Annotated in this window: 15 protein-coding genes; 10 read left to right on the top strand and 5 right to left on the bottom strand. The window is 75.2% G+C overall.

Annotated elements, in window-relative coordinates:
* Positions 1-219: 219 nt before the first annotated feature.
* Positions 220-1,191 (bottom strand): GNAT family N-acetyltransferase, encoded by a 972-nt coding sequence (locus ACIBR0_RS01535; protein ID WP_396712088.1) that lies wholly within the window; start codon positions 1,189-1,191, stop codon positions 220-222.
* A 78-nt stretch (positions 1,192-1,269) separates the two neighbouring features.
* Between ACIBR0_RS01535 and fdxA the strand changes: the two genes are divergently transcribed.
* Genes fdxA through ACIBR0_RS01560 form a run of 5 tightly spaced genes read left to right on the top strand, consistent with a single transcriptional unit; the run spans position 1,270 to position 5,106 of the window.
* Positions 1,270-1,596 carry a ferredoxin gene (fdxA, locus tag ACIBR0_RS01540; protein WP_030490464.1) on the top strand — a complete coding sequence of 109 codons (327 nt, stop codon included), beginning with the start codon at positions 1,270-1,272 and terminating at the stop codon, positions 1,594-1,596.
* Positions 1,593-2,699, top strand: a complete 1,107-nt coding sequence (gene dapC / locus ACIBR0_RS01545) for a succinyldiaminopimelate transaminase (protein WP_396712438.1) — start codon at positions 1,593-1,595, stop codon at positions 2,697-2,699. Before fdxA ends, dapC begins: the two co-directional genes overlap by 4 nt.
* 19 nt (positions 2,700-2,718) lie before the next feature.
* On the top strand, positions 2,719-3,759 hold the full coding sequence (locus ACIBR0_RS01550; protein ID WP_396712091.1) for a prephenate dehydrogenase: 1,041 nt from the start codon (positions 2,719-2,721) through the stop codon (positions 3,757-3,759).
* 58 nt (positions 3,760-3,817) lie between these two features.
* On the top strand, positions 3,818-4,462 hold the full coding sequence (locus ACIBR0_RS01555) for an SIMPL domain-containing protein (protein WP_396712093.1): 645 nt from the start codon (positions 3,818-3,820) through the stop codon (positions 4,460-4,462).
* Entirely contained in the window at positions 4,462-5,106 is a 645-nt protein-coding gene (locus ACIBR0_RS01560) for a nucleoside/nucleotide kinase family protein (RefSeq protein ID WP_396712094.1), read from the top strand. The genes ACIBR0_RS01555 and ACIBR0_RS01560 overlap by 1 nt, the downstream gene beginning before the upstream one ends.
* 56 nt (positions 5,107-5,162) lie before the next feature.
* Here the strand turns inward: ACIBR0_RS01560 and ACIBR0_RS01565 are convergent, their stop codons facing one another.
* From ACIBR0_RS01565 to dapD, 3 genes are all read right to left on the bottom strand, one after another.
* On the bottom strand, positions 5,163-7,805 hold the full coding sequence (locus tag ACIBR0_RS01565) for a hypothetical protein (protein ID WP_396712096.1): 2,643 nt from the start codon (positions 7,803-7,805) through the stop codon (positions 5,163-5,165).
* A 102-nt stretch (positions 7,806-7,907) separates the two neighbouring features.
* Positions 7,908-8,465, bottom strand: coding sequence for a sugar O-acetyltransferase (locus tag ACIBR0_RS01570; RefSeq protein WP_396712097.1), 558 nt, complete (start codon positions 8,463-8,465; stop codon positions 7,908-7,910).
* Positions 8,466-8,511: 46 nt separating this feature from the next.
* Positions 8,512-9,471: a 2,3,4,5-tetrahydropyridine-2,6-dicarboxylate N-succinyltransferase gene (gene dapD, locus ACIBR0_RS01575; RefSeq protein ID WP_396712099.1), complete on the bottom strand. Its 960-nt coding sequence runs from the start codon at positions 9,469-9,471 to the stop codon at positions 8,512-8,514.
* Between the two features lie 24 nt (positions 9,472-9,495).
* Between dapD and dapE the strand changes: the two genes are divergently transcribed.
* Complete coding sequence (gene dapE, locus ACIBR0_RS01580) at positions 9,496-10,569, top strand: succinyl-diaminopimelate desuccinylase (RefSeq protein ID WP_357035425.1); 1,074 nt, start codon at positions 9,496-9,498, stop codon at positions 10,567-10,569.
* A 67-nt stretch (positions 10,570-10,636) separates the two neighbouring features.
* Here the strand turns inward: dapE and ACIBR0_RS01585 are convergent, their stop codons facing one another.
* On the bottom strand, positions 10,637-10,813 hold the full coding sequence (locus ACIBR0_RS01585) for a hypothetical protein (RefSeq protein ID WP_357035428.1): 177 nt from the start codon (positions 10,811-10,813) through the stop codon (positions 10,637-10,639).
* 157 nt (positions 10,814-10,970) lie between these two features.
* On the opposite strand from ACIBR0_RS01585, the gene ACIBR0_RS01590 reads away from it, so the two are divergent.
* The 4 genes from ACIBR0_RS01590 to ACIBR0_RS01605 all read left to right on the top strand — a co-directional run bounded on the left by ACIBR0_RS01590 (position 10,971) and on the right by ACIBR0_RS01605 (position 19,553).
* Positions 10,971-11,822 carry a TIGR00730 family Rossman fold protein gene (locus ACIBR0_RS01590; protein ID WP_357035432.1) on the top strand — a complete coding sequence of 284 codons (852 nt, stop codon included), beginning with the start codon at positions 10,971-10,973 and terminating at the stop codon, positions 11,820-11,822.
* A gap of 1 nt (position 11,823) precedes the next feature.
* Positions 11,824-12,369, top strand: coding sequence for a TIGR00730 family Rossman fold protein (locus ACIBR0_RS01595; protein WP_396712102.1), 546 nt, complete (start codon positions 11,824-11,826; stop codon positions 12,367-12,369).
* A 154-nt stretch (positions 12,370-12,523) separates the two neighbouring features.
* Entirely contained in the window at positions 12,524-16,132 is a 3,609-nt protein-coding gene (locus ACIBR0_RS01600; RefSeq protein ID WP_396712103.1) for an ATP-dependent helicase, read from the top strand.
* A 37-nt stretch (positions 16,133-16,169) separates the two neighbouring features.
* Complete coding sequence (locus tag ACIBR0_RS01605) at positions 16,170-19,553, top strand: ATP-dependent helicase (RefSeq protein WP_396712104.1); 3,384 nt, start codon at positions 16,170-16,172, stop codon at positions 19,551-19,553.
* Positions 19,554-19,617 lie beyond the last annotated feature (64 nt).

Genomic DNA, 19,617 nt, shown 5'->3' on the forward strand with positions numbered 1-19,617 from the left:
GGCGGGCGATCTCGCTCTCGTTGATGTCCGGGGTGTTCGGCGTCTGGTTGCCGGGGACGTCCTTCGTCGCCGTCGAACCGCTGGCGCGCCCCGATGCGCTTCGCGTGGCCATCGAGTGGTCCTTCCTGAGCCGGGGTTGCGGGGGTGGTCACGGCGCGTCCCGCGCCGCGTCCACCACTCCCGTACCCCACAGGACCTGCGAGAACCCTCCCGATGCGGTCAGGCCGTCGGGGCCACCCGGGTCAGGTAGGTGTGGTGGGTGGTGAAGCCCAGAGCCCGGTACAGGGTCACCGCCGGTGTGTTGCGCTGCTCGACCTGAAGGAAGGCGTGGGTGGCACCCTCCGCTGCGCCCCACTGCGCCAGGCCGCGGACGACCCGCCCGGCGAGGCCCTGCCGTCGTGCCTCCGGCGCCACCTCGATCAGGCTCAGCCCGAGCCAGCGTCCCGCGCCGGTGACGGTTCCCCGACCTATCGCGACGAGCGTGCCGTCGGCGTACACCTGGGCGAAGCGGACCCGCTCCACCGCGGTGAGCACGTGCCGCGCGGCGTCCGGCAGGCCGCCCTTGCGGCCGGCGGCGATGACGAGCCAGTCCTCGGACGGTGCCGTCGCCAGCTCGACCGGCGGCGACCCGGCGCCGGCCGTGGGCGGTCCGGTGGCCGGGGAGATCCCGGACAGTGGGACGGTCTGCACCAGCACCGGCGGTCGGGCGCCCCAGCCCCGCGTGTCCAGTTCGGCGCCGACCGGCGAGGCGAGCGGGAGTGGGGTGTTCACCATCGCCGGCTGACCCAGCCCGGCGTACCAGGACTCGATCGCGTCCACGGCGGCGGGCAGCGGTCGGTCCGGATCGCCGACGGGGAGCGCGGAGTTGGCCCGGCCGGTCCAGCCGGCCGCGGAGCGCAGCAGCCAGTCACCGAGCCGGCCCCGTACGGCGGCGGGCCACGCCTCGTCGGCGGCCAGCTCCAGCGCGACCACCGCGGCGGCCGTCGGCCGGCGGGTCGGCGGCACCCGCTTGGCGCGGTGCACCTCGTCCCGCGGCACCCGGAGGCGGCCCTGCGCGGTGGCCAACGTGACATGGGTCTCGCTCAGCTCGACCAGCTCGCCGAGGGCGTCGGAGAAGAGCGGTCGGCCTTCGCGAATCCCCACAATCCGGCGAACCACGATCCGGTGTCCCACATCCTGCTGTCGGAGCACGATCGACCCCCTCCCCGGCGAGATACTAGGCTCTAACCGTCGCGGGTGATCGCGACGTGTCTGCGGAGGAGAAGACCGGTGACCTACATCATCGCCGAGCCGTGCGTGGATGTGCTCGACAAGGCATGCATCGAGGAGTGCCCGGTCGACTGCATTTACGAGGGCAACCGGATGCTCTACATCCACCCCGACGAGTGCGTCGACTGTGGTGCCTGTGAGCCCGTCTGCCCCGTCGAGGCGATCTTCTACGAGGACGACGTCCCGGAGCAGTGGAAGGACTACACCGGCGCCAACTACGAGTTCTTCGAGGACCTCGGCTCGCCCGGTGGCGCCTCGAAGGTCGGCAAGGTGGAGAAGGACGCGACCTTCGTCGCCGCCCAGCCGCCGCGCGGAGAGGGCCACTGAACCGGCCCGCGCCGGTCTCGGCTCGGCTGCCCGAGTTCACCTGGGACTCCCTGGACGCCGCGGCCGCCCTGGCCGCGGCGCACCCGGAGGGCCTCATCAACCTCTCGATGGGCACGCCGGTCGACCCGGTCCCCCCGGTGATCCGGGCGGCGCTGGCCGACGCGTCGGACGCGCCGGGGTACCCGCTGACCGCCGGCACGCCGGCGCTGCGGGACGCGATCGCCGCCTGGGTGTCGCGGGCCTGCGGAGCCGGCGTCGACGGTCTCGGCGTGCTGCCCACGATCGGTTCGAAGGAACTCGTCGCCTGGCTGCCCACCCTGCTCGGGGTGGGGCCGGACGACGTGGTCGTGGTGCCGTCGATCGCCTACCCGACGTACGCGGACGGCGCGCTCCTCGCGGGCGCCACCGTGGCCCGTGCCGACTCGCTGACCGCGGTCGGCCCCACGTCCCGGGTCCGGCTGGTCTGGGTCAACTCGCCGGGCAACCCGACCGGCCGGGTGCTACCCCCCGCCCACCTGCGCAAGGTGGTCGACTGGGCCCGCGAGCGGGGCGCGGTGGTCGCCAGCGACGAGTGCTACCTGCCGCTGGGCTGGTCCGCCGAGACGGTCTCGGTGCTCTCGCCGGAGGTGTGCGGCGGGTCGTACGAGGGCGTGCTCGCCGTGCACTCCCTGTCCAAGCGCTCCAACCTGGCCGGCTACCGGGCCGGGTTCGTGGCCGGTGACCCGGCCCTGGTCGCCGAGTTGCTGAAGGTGCGCAAGCACGCCGGGATGATCGTGCCGGCGCCGGTGCAGGCGGCCATGGTGGCCGCCCTCGCCGACGAGCGGCACGCCGACGAGCAGCGGGAGCGCTACCGGGCCCGGCGCGAGGCGCTGTACGCCGCGTTCACCGCCGCCGGCTTCACCGTCGAGCACTCCGAGGCCGGGCTCTACCTGTGGATGACCCGCGGCGAGGACTGCTGGGCGACCGTCGACTGGTTGGCCCGGCGCGGCATCCTGGCCGCCGCCGGTGCCTTCTACGGCCCGGGCGGCGGGCAGCACGTCCGGGTGGCGCTGACCGAGTCCGACGAGAACGTCGCGGCGGTCGCCGGCCGGCTGACCGCCTGAGGCCCGGCGGGGCGCGGCCATGAGCGACGAGACCGGCTCTCCGAATGAGTACGCGGACCTGCGCGCCGCCGTCGTCGGCACCGGCCTGATCGGCGGTTCGGTCCTGCTCCGGCTGCGTGACGCCGGCCTCGACACGACCGGGTGGGACCCGGACCCGGCGACCCGGTCGGACGCGCGGGCGCGCGGCGTCACCGCACCGGACACGCTGGACGAGGCGCTGCGCGGGCGGGACGTGGTCTTCCTCTGCGGGCCGCTGCCCAGCCTGCCGGAGACCCTGCTGCGGGTGGCCGGTGCGACGCCGCCCGGCTGCGTCCTCACCGACGTGGGCAGCACCAAGGGCGAGCTGAGCGGGTTCGCCGCGCGGCACGGACTGCTCGACAGGTTCGTGCCGGGGCACCCGATGGCCGGCGCCGAGTCCGCCGGGCTGACCGCCGCCGCGCCGACGCTCCTCGACTCCGCGGCGTGGGTGCTCTGCCCGTCGCCCGGAAGGGGGACGGTCGCCTTCCGGTGGCTCGCCGGGCTGCTCGTGGCCCTGTTCCGGGCCCGGGTGGTGCCGATGAACGCCGCCGACCACGACGATGCCGCCGCCCTGGCCTCGCACGTGCCGCACCTGCTCGCCGGTGCGCTGGCCGGGGCGGTACGCCGGGCGCGGCTGCGCGACGCGGTGCTCGCGCTGGCCGCCGGCAGCTTCTCCGACGGGACACGGGTCGCCGGCACCCCGGCCCGGCGCACCGCCAGCATGCTGCTCGGCAACCGGGAGCGGGTGCTGACCGAGCTGGCCGGGGTGACCGCGTACCTGGGTGAACTGGCCGACGCGCTGCGGGCCGGCGACGCGGACGCGCTCACCGCGCTGCACGCCGAGGCGGGGGCCGTCCGGGCGGCGCTGCCCGGCCGGTCGTACGCGGTCGAGACCCGCGGGTTCCCGGCCGGCGGCGAGCACGCCGACGAGGTGGCGTGGCTGTGCGGGCTGGGCGCCGCCGGCGGGCACCTGAGCGGCTGCGCGGTCGGCGCCGACACGGTCTCCTACACGGCCCACCGCCCGGTCCCGCCCGCCACCTGAGCGCCCGGGGTCGCCGGCACGACCGGCGGACGGGAGGGCACGCCGCTAGGGTGAGGGCATGGTGGACGGGCCGGTGGTGTCGGTGCGCGGGGAGTCGTACCGGGAGGTCGATCCCGAGATCGCCCGGTTCACCGTGACCGCCCTGGCCCGGGACCGGGACCGGGAGACCACCCTGACCCGGCTGGCCGAGCGGGCAGCCGCCGTCCGGGTGCTCCTCGACTCCCACGCCCCGGCGGTCGACCGGCGGGAGACCGGCGAGCTGCGGGTCCGGCCGGAGACCCGGCGCTCCGGCGAGCGCGTCGTCGCGTACCACGGCAGCGTGTCCACCACCGTGACGGTCACCGACTTCACCGCCCTCGGCGAGCTGATGCTGCGCCTGGCCGACCAGGACCAGGTCGAGGTGGCCGGGCCGTGGTGGTCGCTGCGACCGGACAGCCCCGCCCACCGCGAGGCCCGGCGGGCCGCCATCGACGACGCGCTGTCCCGCGCCCGCGAGTACGCCGAGGCCCTCGGCGCCCGCGTCACCGCGCTGATCGAGCTGTCCGACACCGGCGACATGGACCGCCCGATGTTCGCCCGGATGGCGTACGCGGGCGGTACGGAGTCGGGCGGGGCACCCGAACTGGAACTCGACCCCCGCCCGCAGGAGGTGCGCGCGGCGGTGCACGCGCGGTTCGCGATCAGCGAACCGGTCCTGCACTGATGCCCACCGCCCGCGTCGTCGCCGTCGACGACCTGGTCGCGCGGGCCCGCGCGCTCGCCGGGGCCGGTCCCCGGCAGATCCTCGGCATCGCCGGTGCGCCCGGCGCCGGCAAGTCGACCCTCGCCGGGCAGGTCGTGGCGGCCGTCGGTCCCACCGCCCGGCTGGTGCCGATGGACGGCTTCCACCTCGCCCAGGCCGAACTGGAACGGCTGGGCCGGGCGGGTCGCAAGGGTGCGGTGGACACCTTCGACGCCAACGGGTACGTCTCCCTGCTGCGCCGTCTGCGCCGGCTGGAGCCGACCTCGGTGTGGGCGCCGGCGTTCCGCCGGGACCTGGAGGAGCCGGTGGCCGGGGCGATCGAGGTGCCGCCGGAGGTTCGGCTGGTGGTGACCGAGGGCAACTACCTGCTGGTGCCCGACTTCCCGTGGGAGGAGATCCGCCCGCTGCTGCACGAGGCGTGGTTCCTCGACCTGGACGTCGAGCTGCGGCTGCGTCGGCTGACCGCCCGCCACGAGGCGTACGGCCGCTCGCCGGAGGACGCGCGACAGTGGGCGCGGGGCACCGACGAGGCCAACGCCGCCCTGGTCACCGCGACGGCGGAGCGCGCCGACCTCGTCGTACGCCTGACGGAGCCGCCGGCCTGACCCCGGACGCGGCGGCGGCCCGCGGTGCACACGCCCGCGCTGCCGGTGCCGCCCGGTCAGCCGGACCCTCGTCGGGGTGCCGGCACCCCCCGCCGGAGGAGCCAGGCCACCCGCGAGCGTTCCCGGTGGAACTCGGGCGCGTCCGGATAGCCGCTGTGGTTGCGGATCGGGGGGTCGGCGACCTCCCCGTCGCTCGGGTGCAGCGCCTCCGGGTCCCGGACGGACACGTCCCGCTCCCCGGCGTTGACCGGCCAGCCGAGCGGGTCGGTGTCCCGCCAGAAGTTGGTCCAGCCCGGCGTTCCCCTCCGGGTCAGCGCCCCGGCCAGCACCGGCAGCCGGTCCGGCCCGAAGTACGCCGGGAAGACCCGGCCGTAGAGGCGGGTGAGCTGGCAGCCGTAGGAGAAGAACCAGATCCGCGACCGCCACCGTGCGGGCAGTTGCAGGACCACCGCGGCGCAGATCACCGCGCCCTGGCTGTGCCCGGAGAGGATGATCCCGTTCAGGCCCCGAGGGTCGTGGTCGGCGGCGGCGAGCAGCCCGGCGGTGCGGGTCTGCAGCTCCGGCACGGCACGCTCGGCGTAGCTGGGCGGGGCCAGCGGGTGCGCGGCCCGGGGCCAGAACGTCCCCACGTCCCACACGACGCCGACGGTGCGACGGACCCCCTCGTTGCGGAAGACGAGCATGCCGAGGGCGGCGACGAGCACGGGCAGCCAGCTCAGCAGCGAGTCGCCGATGTCGGCGACGGCCTTCAGCACCGCCGCTCCGCCGGTGGCGTGGGTGGGGTGGGGACGGGTCAGGGACAGCACGGCGGCGCAGCCGAGCGCGACCAGAACGGCCGACGCGGCGGCGTAGCAGCCGGTGAGCCGCAGCGCGTGCTCGCCGACCAGGCGGTGCAGGGCGTGGTAGAAACCCACGTCCCGGCAGCGCCGCAGCTCGTGGGCGGACAGGGCGTGGCGTTGGGACGTCAGCGCGGCGTACTCCTCGCGGCGGAGCCGGGCGAGGAGCACGACCGCCCGCAGCGCGACCCCGAGAAGCCCGATCAGGGCGATGCTGAAGGCGAGGCCCGCCCACAGCACCGGGGTGGGCATGGTGATCGGCGAGCGCCCACTGGGGGTCGCGCCGTTGTTGAGCCGGTCGGTGACCCAGTGGAAGAGGCCGGCGCTGTTGGCGACGCAGAGCACCCAGCCGAAGCCGGCCAGCACCGCCGGCCCGCGCCCGGCCCAGGCCAGGTCGGTGTGCGCCTCCAGGGGTTGGCCTCCGGCGGCCGACCGCGTACGGGGCAGGAGCAGGCCGGCGCCGGCGACGGCGACCGCGCCGAGGGCCACCATCCAGATGTCCAGGGCGGCGGGTGCGGCCGGCGCCCCGGGCAGCCAGCCGGCGATCCACAGCACCCCCAGGGGGAGGAGCAGGGCGGCGGTGACCGGTGCGGCCAGGGCCCGGCGGCCGGACCGGGAGACCGCCCCGATGGCGATGAGCAGCAGCAGCTGACCGGTGCCGTACCAGGAGATGATCCAGTCGTAGCCGGGCAGCGAGCGGTCGGTGAGGCAGCGGGCGTCGCCGGGGTGCCGGTCGCAGCCGGGCGGGGGCCGCAGGTCGGAGAGCGGGGTTCCCGCCGGCCCGTCCGGCAGGAGCAGGAGGAGCGCGGTGCCGACCAGTGCGAGAACGGCGAGCACGGCGACCGCGGCGCTCCACCGGCCCAGTGGGGTGGAGCCCGCGCGCCGGGTCAGCCACGGACGGGCGAGTGCCACCACCGCGATCAGCACCACGGCCACCATCGCGACCGCCGTCGCCGTCGCCAGGACCGCCCGCATTCCCCCCGGGGGATCCATCGCCAGGACCGGGCCCAGGGCCACGGCGGCAGCGATCACCGCGCCGGTGCCGAGGTGCAGCACGGCGGCACGCCGCAACTGCCCCTCGCCGCACCAGAACGTCGGGTCCTGCAACGGGTTCGCGAGGTCGTCCGGTGGTGGCTCGGGCGGTTCCGGCTCGCCCATCGGTTGCGGGGGGAGGCCGGTCCCGTACCCGGCCGGTTCCGTCTCCCGCGCTCCCGATCCGGCCGTCCACGGGACGACCGGGTTGGCCGGCATCTCCGCCTCGTACTGGTAGGTCCGCCAGGTGGCCAGGCCGAGGACGCCCAGGAGCGCCACGGGCACGAGCAGGCCGACCGCGAGCGCGCGGGCACCCTCGCTCCACCAGCCCCGACCGAGGAACTCCCAGGGACCCGGGACCCGTCCCAGGCAGGCCGCGTCGACGCACTGCCACCCGATGAGGTCGACGCCCACCCCGGCGAAGGTCAGGACCAGCGTGCCGGTCAGGCTCAGGCAGAACAGCCGGATCAGCCACGCGGCGATGCCCGAGCGGCTGCCCCAGCGCTCGGTGTCCGGGTCGGGCGGGATGCCCGGCCGGGCGTGCAGCGCGATGTTGGCCAGGGTGAACGGCAGCAGCACCGTCCACAGGGCCCGCTCGACGTCGCGCGCGGTCCGCGCGCCGGAGGTCAACTGCCCCCAGCTGTACGCCTCGACCACCACCGGGTCCTCGGGCGCGGCGGCGGTGGAGCGGTAGAAACCCGTGGTCGCGTCGCCGGCGACCAGCCACGGTTGGGGCTGGTCCGGCCCCGGCCCGGGTTGCAGGCCCAGGATCTGGTCGGGGGGCGTGTTGGACACCCCGTGGACGCGGAGTTCGAGCACCGGACCGGCCATGTTCACCTCCTGGTGACCACATCACCACTCAGCGTGCCGGCCGGCCTGCCCCGGCAACAGTCCCCGAAGGGATGTTTGTGCAGGTGAAGGGCCTGATCCGAGTCAGTCGAGCCGGCGCACCGGCCGGGCCGGGTTACCGACCGCGACGACGTTCGGGGGCAGGTCCCTCGTCACGACGGCGCCCGCGCCCACCACCGTGTTCTCGCCGACCGTGACGCCGGCCAGGACGACCACGCCTCCGCCGAGCCACACGTTGTCGGCGAGGGTGATGGGCCGCGCCGACTCCCACTTGGCGCGGCGGGGTTCCGGCTCCACCGGATGCGTCGGGGTGAGCAGCTGCACGTTCGGGCCGATCTGGACGTCGGCGCCGATGGTGATGGCGGCGACGTCGAGGAAGACCGCCTGGTAGTTGACGAAGCTCCGCGGCCCGATACGGATGTTGCCGCCGTAGTCGCAGTGGAACGGCGGCCGGATCCAGGTGTCCTCGCCCAGCTCACCGAGCAGCTCCCGCAGCGCGGCCAGCCGGCCCTGCGGATCGTCCGGTGGGCTGGTGTTGAAGCGGTGCATGAGCCGGGCGGCGCGATCGAGGTCGGCGATGATCTCGGGCTCGTCGGCGATGTACGGCTCGCCGGCCAGCATCCGATCCTTCATCGAGGTCACCGCTCGATGATGCCGGAACCGGCCGGCGCGCACCTGCTCCTTGGCGTCAGTCGTTGGCGTGCAGGGCGGCGTTCAGCTCGATGCCCCGGCCGGTGCGCGGCTTCGCCTCCAGGGCGCCGGTCACCGAGTTGCGCCAGAAGAGCAGCCCGTCCACGCCGGACAGCTCACGGCCCTTGACCACCCGGCCGTCCGGCAGGGTGATCTTCGACGCGGCGGTGATGTAGCAGCCGGCCTCGACCACGCAGTCGTCGCCCAGCGAGATCCCCACCCCGGCGTTCGCGCCCACCAGGCTCCGCTGCCCGATGCTGATCCTGTCGGTGCCGCCGCCGGAGAGCGTGCCCATGATCGAGGCGCCGCCACCGATGTCCGAGCCGTCATCGACCAGGACGCCCTGCACGATCCGCCCCTCGACCATCGAGGTGCCCAGCGTGCCGGCGTTGAAGTTCACGAAGCCCTCGTGCATGACGGTCGTGCCGGCGGCCAGGTGGGCGCCCAGCCGGACCCGGTCCGCGTCGGCGATCCGCACGCCGGACGGGACCACGTAGTCGGTCATCCGGGGGAACTTGTCCACCCCGTACACCGCCAGGTGGCGCCCGGCGGCCCGCTCGATGACCCGCAGCTCGTCGACCCGCTCGGGCGGGCACGGGCCGGCCGAGGTCCAGGCCACGTTGGCCAGCTTGCCGAAGATGCCGTCGAGGTTGACCTCGTTCGGCCGCGCCAGGCGGTGGGAGAGCAGGTGCAGCCGGAGGTACGCGTCGGGGGCGTCCTTGATCGGGTCGTCCAGCGCGCCGATCACGGTCACCACCTGGACCGTACGCAGACCCGGCAGCGCCCGGTCGCCGACCGCTCCCGGCGGCAGGTCGAGGACGTCCGCCTCGTCCTCACCGGCGACCAGCGGCAGGTTGCCGAGGCCCAGCTTGCCGGTCGGGTACCAGGTGTCGAGCACCTGGTCGTCGGCGGTCACGGTGGCCAGACCGATGCCCCAGGCGGATTCTGCAGTCGTCACGAGTGTGACGGTACCGTGCGATCCATGGAGAACCCGCTGACCCCCGAGGTCCTCGCCGATCCGGTGGCGTTGACCCGCGCACTGGTCGACATAGAGTCCGTCTCCCTCAACGAGCAGGCCATCGCCGACCACGTCGAGCAGGTGCTGCGCGGCGTGCCGCACCTCACCACCTTCCGCCACGGCAACACCGTGATGGCACGTACCGACCTGGGGCGGGCCCAGCGGGTGGTGCTGGCCGGGCACCTGGACACCGTCCCGCACAACGACAACTTCCCCTCCACGTTGCGCGGCGACCTCCTGTACGGCTGCGGCACCTCCGACATGAAGTCCGGGGTGGCGTACGCGCTGCACCTGGCGGTCACCCTGCCGGACCCGAGGTACGACGTCACGTACTTCTTCTACGAGGCGGAGGAGATCGAGTCGAAGTACAACGGACTCTTCCTGGTCTCCGAGGCGTACCCGGAGTGGCTGCGGGCCGACTTCGCGGTGCTGCTGGAGCCGACGTACGGCGTGGTCGAGGCGGGCTGTCAGGGCACCATGCGGGCGATCGTGACCACCCACGGCGAGCGGGCCCACTCCGCGCGGTCCTGGCGGGGCGTGAACGCCATCCACGGCGCGGGGGAGGTGCTGCGCCGGCTCCAGGCGTACGAGGCCCGGCGCGTCACCATCGACGGCTGCGAGTACCGCGAGGGGCTGAACGCGGTCCGGATCGTCGGCGGGGTGTCCGGCAACGTGATCCCGGACCGGTGCGAGATCGAGGTCAACTTCCGGTTCGCGCCCGACCGTGACGCGGCGGGAGCCGAGGCCCACGTACGTGAGGTCTTCGCGGGCTTCGACCTGACGGTGACCGACATGGCTCCCGGTGCCCTGCCGGGGCTGGACAACCCGGCGGCGCGGGAGTTCCTCACCGCCGTCGGCGCGGAGCCGGTCGGCAAGCTCGGCTGGACGGACGTGGCGCGCTTCGCGGCGATGGGCGTCCCGGCGCTGAACTTCGGCCCGGGGGACCCCAACCTGGCGCACCACCGGGACGAGCACGTCGAGATCGGCAAGATCCGCGACGGTGCCGCCACGTTGCACCGCTGGCTCGCCGCCGACTGAGCCCGTACCGCCTCGTCGAGGGGTCCGCACCGGGCGGACCCCTCGACGTCGTGCGGCCGGAGCCGGCTCAGGAGATGGTGGGGTGGGACGCGCTGGCGCCGGCCAGGGCGTCGGTGTGGTCGACGGACGGGGTGGCGGTGGTGGACGGCTCCATCAGGCGGGCGCGGCGACGCTCGGCCACCACGTCCCGGATGCGGCGCTGCATCTGACGCCGGATCCGGATCATCTCGCTGTTACTGATCACGCTGGCTCCCTCCCCCGAAGGCGCGTGCCCGGCGCATACCGGGTATGTGAATGATAAGACGTACGGGCGACCGAATTAGTTGCCCGTCGCGGCCAACTAATTTCCGGGCTCGTCGCCCAGCGCACCCGGTCGGTGCCGCTCCACTACGGTTGCTCCCATGAGCCAGAGCAACGGGCGGGAGAGCGGGCGCGCACCGGGAACCGAACGGCACCGGGGTGCCGTCACGCTGCGGCGGCGGGCGGCCACCGAGAGCACCGCGGACCAGCGCCTGCTGGACTCGCGCGGGCGCGGCGACTGGAAGACCAGGGACGCCTGGCGGGCGCTGCGGATCCTGTCCGAGTTCGTCGAGGGGTTCGACACCCTGGCCGACCTTCCGCCGGCCGTCAGCGTGTTCGGTTCCGCCCGCAGCCGCCCGGACAGCCCGGAGTGCCGCATGGCCGAGGCGCTGGGCGCTGCTCTGGCCCGGGCCGGGTACGCGGTCATCACCGGCGGTGGTCCCGGCGTGATGGAGGCCGCCAACCGGGGTGCCAGCGACGCGGGTGGGCTGTCCGTCGGGCTCGGCATCGAACTCCCCTTCGAGCAGGGCCTCAACGACTGGGTCGACCTCGCCATCGACTTCCGCTACTTCTTCGCCCGCAAGACGATGTTCGTCAAGTACGCCCAGGCGTTCGTCGTGCTGCCCGGCGGCTTCGGGACCATGGACGAGCTGTTCGAGGCGCTCACCCTCGTGCAGACCGGCAAGGTCACCCGCTTTCCGGTGGTGCTGATGGGCACCGAGTACTGGCAGGGCCTGCTGGACTGGCTCCGCGACACGATGGCGGCCGGCGGCAAGATCGGCGCGGTCGACCTGGAGCTGATCTGCCTCACCAACGACGTCGACGCCGCGGTCCGGCACATCGTGGAGGCGGAGGCCGCCCTCTCCGCCGAGCAGGAGGCGGTCCAGGAGGAGGCGGTCGCCGTGGCCGCCGCCGAGCAGCGGGCCGCCGCCGACGAGGGCGGAAAGGACTGACGTGGCCGCGATCTGCGTCTTCTGCGCCTCCTCCCGCACGCTCGACCAGCGCTTCCTGGACCTCGCGGCCGAGGTCGGCGCGGAGATCGCCCGACGCGGCCACACGCTGGTCAGCGGCGGCGGGTGCGTCGGCATGATGGGTGCGGTGGCGGACGGCGCCCGGACCGCGGGCGGTCGCACACTCGGCGTGATCCCGCAGGCACTGGTCGACCTGGAAGTCGCCGACCTCGCCTCCGACGAGCTGCTGGTCACGGACTCCATGGCCAGCCGGAAGACGCTCATGATCGACAAGTCGGACGCGTTCCTCACGCTCCCCGGCGGCCTCGGCACCCTCGACGAGCTCTTCGAGGTCTGGACCACCGCGACCCTCGCCCTGCACGCCAAGCCGATGGTGCTCCTGGACACCGACGGTTTCTACCGTCCCCTGCTCGACTGGCTGCACACCCTCGCCGACCAGCGGTTCCTCAAACCCGCGGGCCTGGACCTCCTCCTCGTGTCCGACACGGTCCCCATCGCCCTGGACACCCTGGAATCCCACCTCACCTAACCCCCACCCCCCTCCGCCCCGCCCCGGTGATCATGAGGTTGGCGGGTGGATCGGAGATCAAGTCACCCGTCAACATCATGATCACCAAAGCGCGGTCGGGACGCGCGGTGGGTGGGTGTGGGGCGGTGTCGTACGGGTCTGGTGGGATGGGGGCATGCAGGCGTACCGGCTGGTGCGTCGGCCTGTCGGGGCGGTTCGGGGGGACCGCCCGGTGGACGGGTCGGCGCTGGGGGACCGGCCGTCCGGCGGTGCGCACGGGGACGACCCGCGCTCCGGTCCGACGGCGGGCGATGGCGCGTACACCGGCGAGGGCACGCGGGCCGGCGAGGGCACGCGGCGCGTGGATCCGCACCAGGCCGAGGTGGTCGCGCACACCGACGGGCCGATGCTGGTGCTCGGTGGCCCGGGCACCGGCAAGACGGGCACCCTCGTCGAGGCGGTCGCCGCCCGGGTGACCGAGGGGGTCGACCCGGAGCGGATCCTGGTGCTCACCTTCGGCCGCCGGCAGGCCACCGCGCTGCGGCAGCGCATCGAGGCCCGCATCGCCTCCGACGGGCACCGGGTGCTGCGGGAGCCCCTGGTGCGCACCTTCCCGGCGTACGCCTTCGGGCTGCTCCGCCGCGCCGCCGCCGAGCGCGGCGAACCGTCGCCCCGGCTGCTCACCGGTCCCGAGCAGGACCTGATCATCCGTGAGCTGCTCGACGTGGTCGGGGAGGAACCCGGCGACGACCCGGTCGGCTGGCCGGAGGACCTGCGTCCGGCGCTGCGCACCCGGGCGTTCGCCGCCCAGCTTCGCGACCTGCTCATGCGCGCGGCCGAGCGCGGCGTCGGCCCGCTTGAGCTGGCCCGGCTGGGCGAGAAGCTGGGCCGCGCGGACTGGCCGGCCGCCGCGCGGTTCCTCCGGGAGTACGTGGCTGTGCTCGCGCTGCGCGACGTCGCCAACCGGGGCTCGATCGCGTACGACCCGGCGGAGCTGGTCCGGGCCGCCACCGGGATGCTGCTCGACGACCCGGAGCTGCTCGCGGCCGAGCGGCGCCGGCTGGCGTACGTCTACGTCGACGAACTGGCCGACACCGACCCCGCCCAGCAGGACCTGCTCGCCACCGTGGCCGGCGGTGGCCGGACCCTGGTCGCGTTCGCCGATCCGGACTCGTCCACGTACGCGTTCCGTGGCGCCGACCCGGCCGTCGTGACCGGCTTCCCGCACCGCTTCCGCACCGCCTCCGGGGCGCCGGCCGCCCAGGTGGTGCTGACCACCTCGTACCGGGCCGGGTCCCGGTTGCTGGCGGCGAGCGGCCGGCTGGCCCGGCGGCTGCGTGGTCCGGCGGCGCACCGGCGGCTGCGCCCGCTGCCCGACGCACCGCCCGGTGCGGTGGAGGTCCACACCTTCCGTTCGGCGACCAGCGAGGCGGCGTGGCTGGCGCACGCGCTGCGCGAGGCGCACCTGCTCGGCGGCGTGCCCTGGTCGGAGATGGCCGTGGTGGTGCGTTCCACCGCCCGGCAGCTGCCCTCCCTGCAGCGCGCGCTGCACGCGGCCGGGGTGCCGACCGTCGTGCACGGCGAGGACCTGCCGCTGCACCTCCAACCGGCGGTCGCGCCCCTGCTGCTCCTGCTGCGCTGCGCGCTGGAGCCGGAGCGGCTCGACGAGGAGGCCGCCGTCGCGCTGCTGCACTCCCCGTTGGGCGGGGCCGACCCGCTGGCCGAGCGGCGGCTGCGGCAGGGGTTACGTGCTCTCGCGCTGGCCGGGGGCGACCGCCGGCCGTCCGGCGAGCTGATCGTGGATGCGCTGCGCGATCCGGCCGAGCTCGCCGGCATCGACCGGCGTTGGGCGGAACCCGCGCAGACCGTCGCCGGCCTGCTCGCGGTCGCCCGCGAGACGGCCGCCCGCGCGGGGGCCACCGCCGAGGACGTCCTCTGGGCGGTCTGGCGGGCCAGCGGTCTCGCCGAGCTGTGGTCCTCGGCCCTCACCCGGGGCCCGGCCGCCGCCGGGGAGGGGGACGTCGCCCGACGCCGGCGCGCCGAGGCCGCCGACCGCGACCTGGACGCGGTGATGGTGCTCTTCGACGCCGCCGCCCGGTTCACCGACCGGCTGCCCGGTGCGCGTACCGAGGTCTTCCTCGACCACGTGCTCGGGCAGGACCTGCCGGCCGACACGCTGGCGCCCACGGCCGACCGCGGGTCGGCGGTCCGGCTGCTCACCGCGCACGCCGCGAAGGGCCTGGAGTGGGACCTGGTGGCCGTCGCCGGGGTGCAGGAGGGTGTCTGGCCCGACCTGCGGTTGCGCGGCAGCCTGCTCGGGTCCGAGCGGTTGGTGGACGTGCTCGCCGGTCGCGCGGTGGGCGCGGGTCGGGTGGCCACCGTGGTCGGGCAGACGTCGGCGTTGCTGGACGAGGAGCGGCGCCTGTTCCACGTCGCGGTGACCCGGGCCCGCCGCCGGCTGCTGGTCAGTGCGGTCGCCTCGGCGGCGGTGGGCGGCGACGACCACGAGGAGCAGCCCAGCCGCTTCCTCTACGAGCTGGGCCCCACCGACCCGCCGGCCGGGGGCGAGCCCGCGGGGCCGGCCGGACCCGACGGCCCGGCCGGACCCGACGGCCCGACCGGACCCGACGATCCCGCCGGCCCGACCGGACCCGACGATCCCGCCGCTCCGCGTGCCGACGGCGACGGGACCACGTCGGGCGGGGACGCGGACGGGACCGGAGCGGGCGGCGCCGAGCCGCACGGGCCGCGAACGCTGCCGGTGAGCCGGCCACCCCGGGCACTGACCCTGGCGGCGCTGGTGGCCGAGCTGCGTACCGCCGTCACCGACCCGGACGCACCGCAGGCCCGGCGACGCGCGGCGGCGGCCGAGCTGGCCCGCCTCGCCACCGCCGGCGTGGCCGGCGCGCACCCCGACGAGTGGTGGGGGCTGCGGCAGCTCTCCGACGACCGGCCGCTGGTCGCCGACGGCGAGCCGGTGCGGGTCACCCCGTCGGCGATGGAGAGCGCGCTGCGGTGCAGCCTGCGCTGGCTGCTGGAACGGCACGGTGGCAGCGCACCGACGAGCACCGCGCAGGGCGTCGGCAACCTGGTGCACGCCGCGGCGATGCTCGCCGAGGACGCCAGCGCCGACCGGGGCGCGCTGCTGGACTACGTGGCCGCCCGGTTCGACGCCATCGAGCTGGCCGCCCGGTGGATGGTCGGGCCGGAGCGGGCCCGGGCCGAGGCGATGGTGGACAAGCTGCTGCGGTGGCTGGCCGCCAACCCGCGGCGGCTGCTCGCCATCGAGCACGAGTTCGCGGTCCGGCTGGACGACCCGCAGCGGCCGGTCGAGCTGGTCGGCCGGGTGGACCGGCTGGAGGTCGACGCGGACGGCCGGCTGGTCGTCGTCGACCTCAAGACCGGCAAGTCCACCGCGGTGACCGCCGCCGACCTGGCCGAGCACCCGCAGCTGGGCGCGTACCAGGCGGCGGTGGAGGCGGGCGCGTTCGCCGACTTCGGGGAGGAGTCCGGGGGAGCCGCCCTCGTGCAGCTGGGCACCGGCGCGAAGGACGCCCGGGAGCAGAGCCAGCCGCCGGCCGGGGAAGGCCCGGAGGCCGGCTGGGCGACCGCCCTGGTCCGGCGCACCGCCGATACGATGGCCGCCGCCACGTTCGCCGCCGTAGCCAACTCGAAGTGCCGGGTCTGCCCGGTGCGGACGAGCTGCCCGGTCTCCGGGCAGGGGCGCCAGGTCGTTGAGCCGCCCGCTGCGCGCTCCCCGGAGAATCATGAGCGCGAGGAGTGAGCTTGCGAGCCCCGCAGTCGCGAACGAAGAAGGCAGAGTGACCCAGCCGACCCTGTTCAGTTCGGCGACGCCGGCGCCCCGGACGGCCGACGCCGGCCCCCGGTACACGCCGGTCGAGCTGGCGCGGCTGCTGCGGCTCCCCGCGCCCACCCGTGAACAGGCCGCCATCATCGCCGCGCCGGTGGAGCCGCTGCTCGTGGTCGCCGGCGCCGGGTCCGGCAAGACCGAGACGATGGCCGCCCGGGTGGTCTGGCTGGTGGCCAACTCGTACGTCCGGCCCGAGCAGGTGCTCGGCCTCACCTTCACCCGCAAGGCCGCCGGCGAGCTGGCGCACCGCGTGCGTACGCGTCTCGACCAGCTCATCCGCCGGCTCGGTCGACGGGGGCGCGACCCGCTGGACGACCCCCTCTCGGGCGAGCCGACCGTGTCCACCTACCACTCGTACGCGGGCCGCATCGTCACCGAGCACGGGCTGCGCGCCGGCTACGAGCCCTCCACCCGGCTGCTCACCGAGGCGTCCCGCTGGCAGTTGGTGGACCTGCTGGTGCGCACCTACGACGGCGACATGTCCGAGGTGGACCGGATGCCGAGCACCGTCACCGACGCGGTGCTGGCGCTCGCCGGTGAGCTGGACGAGCACCTGGTCGATCCGGACGCCCTCGCCGCGTGGACCGGCCGCTTCTTCGCAGAGGTGCAGACCCGCCCCGGCCGGGTGTACGCCGACGTGCGCAAGGCGCTCGCACTCCAGCAGACCCGGCTGAAGCTGCTGCCGCTGGTGCGCGCGTACGCCCGGCGCAAGGAGGACTTCGAGGCGATGGACTTCGCCGACCAGCTCGCCCGGGCGGCCCGGGTGGCCCGGGACCACCCAGGGGTGGGCGAGATCGAGCGGGATCGCTACCGGGTGGTGCTGCTCGACGAGTACCAGGACACCAGCCACGCCCAGGTGGTGCTGCTCAACGCGCTGTTCGGCGGTGCGCATCCGGTGACCGCCGTCGGGGATCCCTGCCAGTCGATCTACGGCTGGCGGGGCGCCAGCGCGGGCACCCTGGACCGGTTCCCGACGGAGTTCCTCCGCGCCGACGGCACACCGGCCGACGTGCTCGGCCTCACCACCAGCTGGCGCAACCGCCCGGAGATCCTCGGCGTCGCGAACGCCCTGGCCACCCCGCTGCGCGCCGCCGGGGCCCGGGTGCCGGAGCTGCGTGCCGCACTGAGCGTCCGCGACCCGATACCGCACCGCAGCCCCCGGGGCACGGCCGCCGGCACCGTGCACTGCGCGCTCCTTCCGACGTACGCCGACGAGGCCGACTGGATCGCCGAGAGCGTCCTCGCCGCCTGGCGCGGCGCGGCCGGTACGCCGCGGGCGTTGCCCGAGCACATCCCGGTGGCGGCCCGCCCCACCACGGCGGTGCTGGTACGCCTGCGCAGCCAGATCCCGGCGATCGAGTCGGCGCTGCGGGAGCGCGGCCTGCCGGTCGAGGTCGTCGGGCTGGGCGGCCTGCTGGACACCCCCGAGGTGCGGGACGTGGTCTGCACGCTGCGGGTGCTGGCCGACCCGACCGACGGCGCCGCGCTGCTGCGACTGCTCACCGGTGCGCGCTGGCGGATCGGCCCCCGCGACCTGGTGGCCCTGCACCGCCGGGCCCGGGCCATCGCGTCCGCCCGCCGGCAGCGCGCCGACGACGAGCCGGAGATCAGCCCGGACCTGCTCGACGAGGCCACCCTGGTGGAGGCCCTGGCGGACCTCGGGCCGGCGCAGGCGTACTCCGCCGAGGGCTACGCCCGGCTGCGCGCGTACGCCCAGGAACTCGGCCTGCTGCGCTACCGGCTGGACCAGCCGCTGCCCGAGCTGATCGCGGACATCGAGCGGACCATCGGCCTGGACGTGGAGGTGGCCGTGCGGGCCGGCCGGGACGGTGCCGGCGACGCCGGCCTGGCCCGGGGTCACCTGGACGCGCTCGGCGACGTCGCCGCCCGGTTCAGCGGGGAGACCCCGGGCGCGACCCTGTCGGGGTTCCTCTCCTACCTGGCCGCCGCCGAGGACGAGGAGCGCGGCCTCACACCGGGCGAGGTCGACGTGGTGGAGGGGGCGGTGCAGATCCTCACCGCGCACGCCGCCAAGGGCCTGGAGTGGGACGTGGTCGCGGTGGCCGGGCTGAGCCGGGGCGTGTGGCCGGGGCCGGTCCGCAACTCCGACCACTGGCTCGGTGGGCTGGGCGTGCTGCCGTTTTCGCTGCGCGGTGACGCCGACGGGCTGCCCGAGCTGGGCCTGGACGCGGCCGAGGACCAGCGCGGGGTGGCCCGGGCCCTGGAGGACTTCACCGATGCCTGGCGGGCGCACGACGAGCGGGAGGAGCGGCGGCTGGCGTACGTCGCCGTCACCCGCCCGCGCCGCCTGCTGCTGTGCTCCGGGTACTGGTGGGGGGAGGGGACCAAGCGGCCGCGCGGCCCGTCGACGCTGCTGCGGGAGGTGCACGACGCCTGCCTGGACGGCGGTGCCGGGCACCTGGTCGACCAGTGGGCGCCGGAGCCGACGCCGGACGCGGTCAACCCGACCACCGAGGTGGTGCTGCGGGCGGAGTGGCCAGCCGACCCGCTGGGCGCGCGCCGGCCGGCCCTGGCCGAGGCGGCGGGGCTGGTCCGCCGCTTCCTCGGCGACGCACCGGCCGACGACCGGACCGCCCCCGTCGACGACCCGGACGTGGCGCGGTGGCGCCGGGAGGCCGACCTGCTGCTCGCCGAGCGGGCCGAGCTGACCCGGCAGGCCGGTGGGGTCGAGGTCGTCCTCCCCGGCCAGCTGTCGGTGACCCAGCTCGTCGCGCTGCGCCGCGATCCCACCGCTCTCGCCCGTACGCTGCGTCGACCGCTGCCCACCGAGCCCAACCCGTACGCCCGCCGGGGGACCGCCTTCCACGCCTGGCTGGAGCAGCGGTTCGGGGCGGACCGGCTGCTCGACCTGGACGAGCTGCCCGGCGCGGCGGATGCGGACGCCGCCCCGGACGAGGCGCTCGTCGAGTTGCAGGAGCGCTTCCTGGCCAGCGAGTGGGCCGACCGGGTGCCGGTGGAGGTGGAGGTCCCGTTCGCCACGGTGCTCGCCGGGGTGGTGGTACGCGGCCGGATGGACGCCGTCTTCGCCCGTGCCGGGGGCCGCTTCGACGTTGTTGACTGGAAGACCGGTCGCCAGCCCACCGGCGTCGCCGCCGAGGCCGCCGCCGTGCAGTTGGCGGTCTACCGGCTGGCCTGGGCGGAGCTCGCCGGTGTGCCGGTCGCGCAGGTGGGGGCCGCTTTCCACTACGTCCGGGACGGTGTGAGCGTGCGCCCGGCGGACCTGCTGGACGTCGCGGGCCTGACCGCCTTGATCACGTCGGTACCGGAAATCCCGGCAGAGGGGTTCACAGCGACGAGATCCGTGATAGATTAGGCGCGTTGCAGTTATGGTTCCCAGAGACTCTGTGTGCGCCTGGTGGATTATGGCCCCAGGCGCT

Source organism: Micromonospora sp. NPDC049497 (assembly GCF_044465805.1).
Taxonomy (GTDB): Bacteria; Actinomycetota; Actinomycetes; order Mycobacteriales; family Micromonosporaceae; genus Micromonospora.

Excerpts from the sequence above, each read along its gene's own strand:
- ACIBR0_RS01550 (WP_396712091.1), top strand. The coding sequence starts at position 2,719 with ATGAGCGACGAGACCGGCTCTCCGAATGAGTACGCGGACCTGCGCGCC.
- ACIBR0_RS01555 (WP_396712093.1), top strand. The coding sequence starts at position 3,818 with ATGGTGGACGGGCCGGTGGTGTCGGTGCGCGGGGAGTCGTACCGGGAG.
- ACIBR0_RS01560 (WP_396712094.1), top strand. The coding sequence starts at position 4,462 with ATGCCCACCGCCCGCGTCGTCGCCGTCGACGACCTGGTCGCGCGGGCC.
- ACIBR0_RS01565 (WP_396712096.1), bottom strand. The coding sequence starts at position 7,805 with ATGGCCGGTCCGGTGCTCGAACTCCGCGTCCACGGGGTGTCCAACACG.
- dapE (WP_357035425.1), top strand. The coding sequence starts at position 9,496 with ATGGAGAACCCGCTGACCCCCGAGGTCCTCGCCGATCCGGTGGCGTTG.
- ACIBR0_RS01590 (WP_357035432.1), top strand. The coding sequence starts at position 10,971 with ATGAGCCAGAGCAACGGGCGGGAGAGCGGGCGCGCACCGGGAACCGAA.
- ACIBR0_RS01600 (WP_396712103.1), top strand. The coding sequence starts at position 12,524 with ATGCAGGCGTACCGGCTGGTGCGTCGGCCTGTCGGGGCGGTTCGGGGG.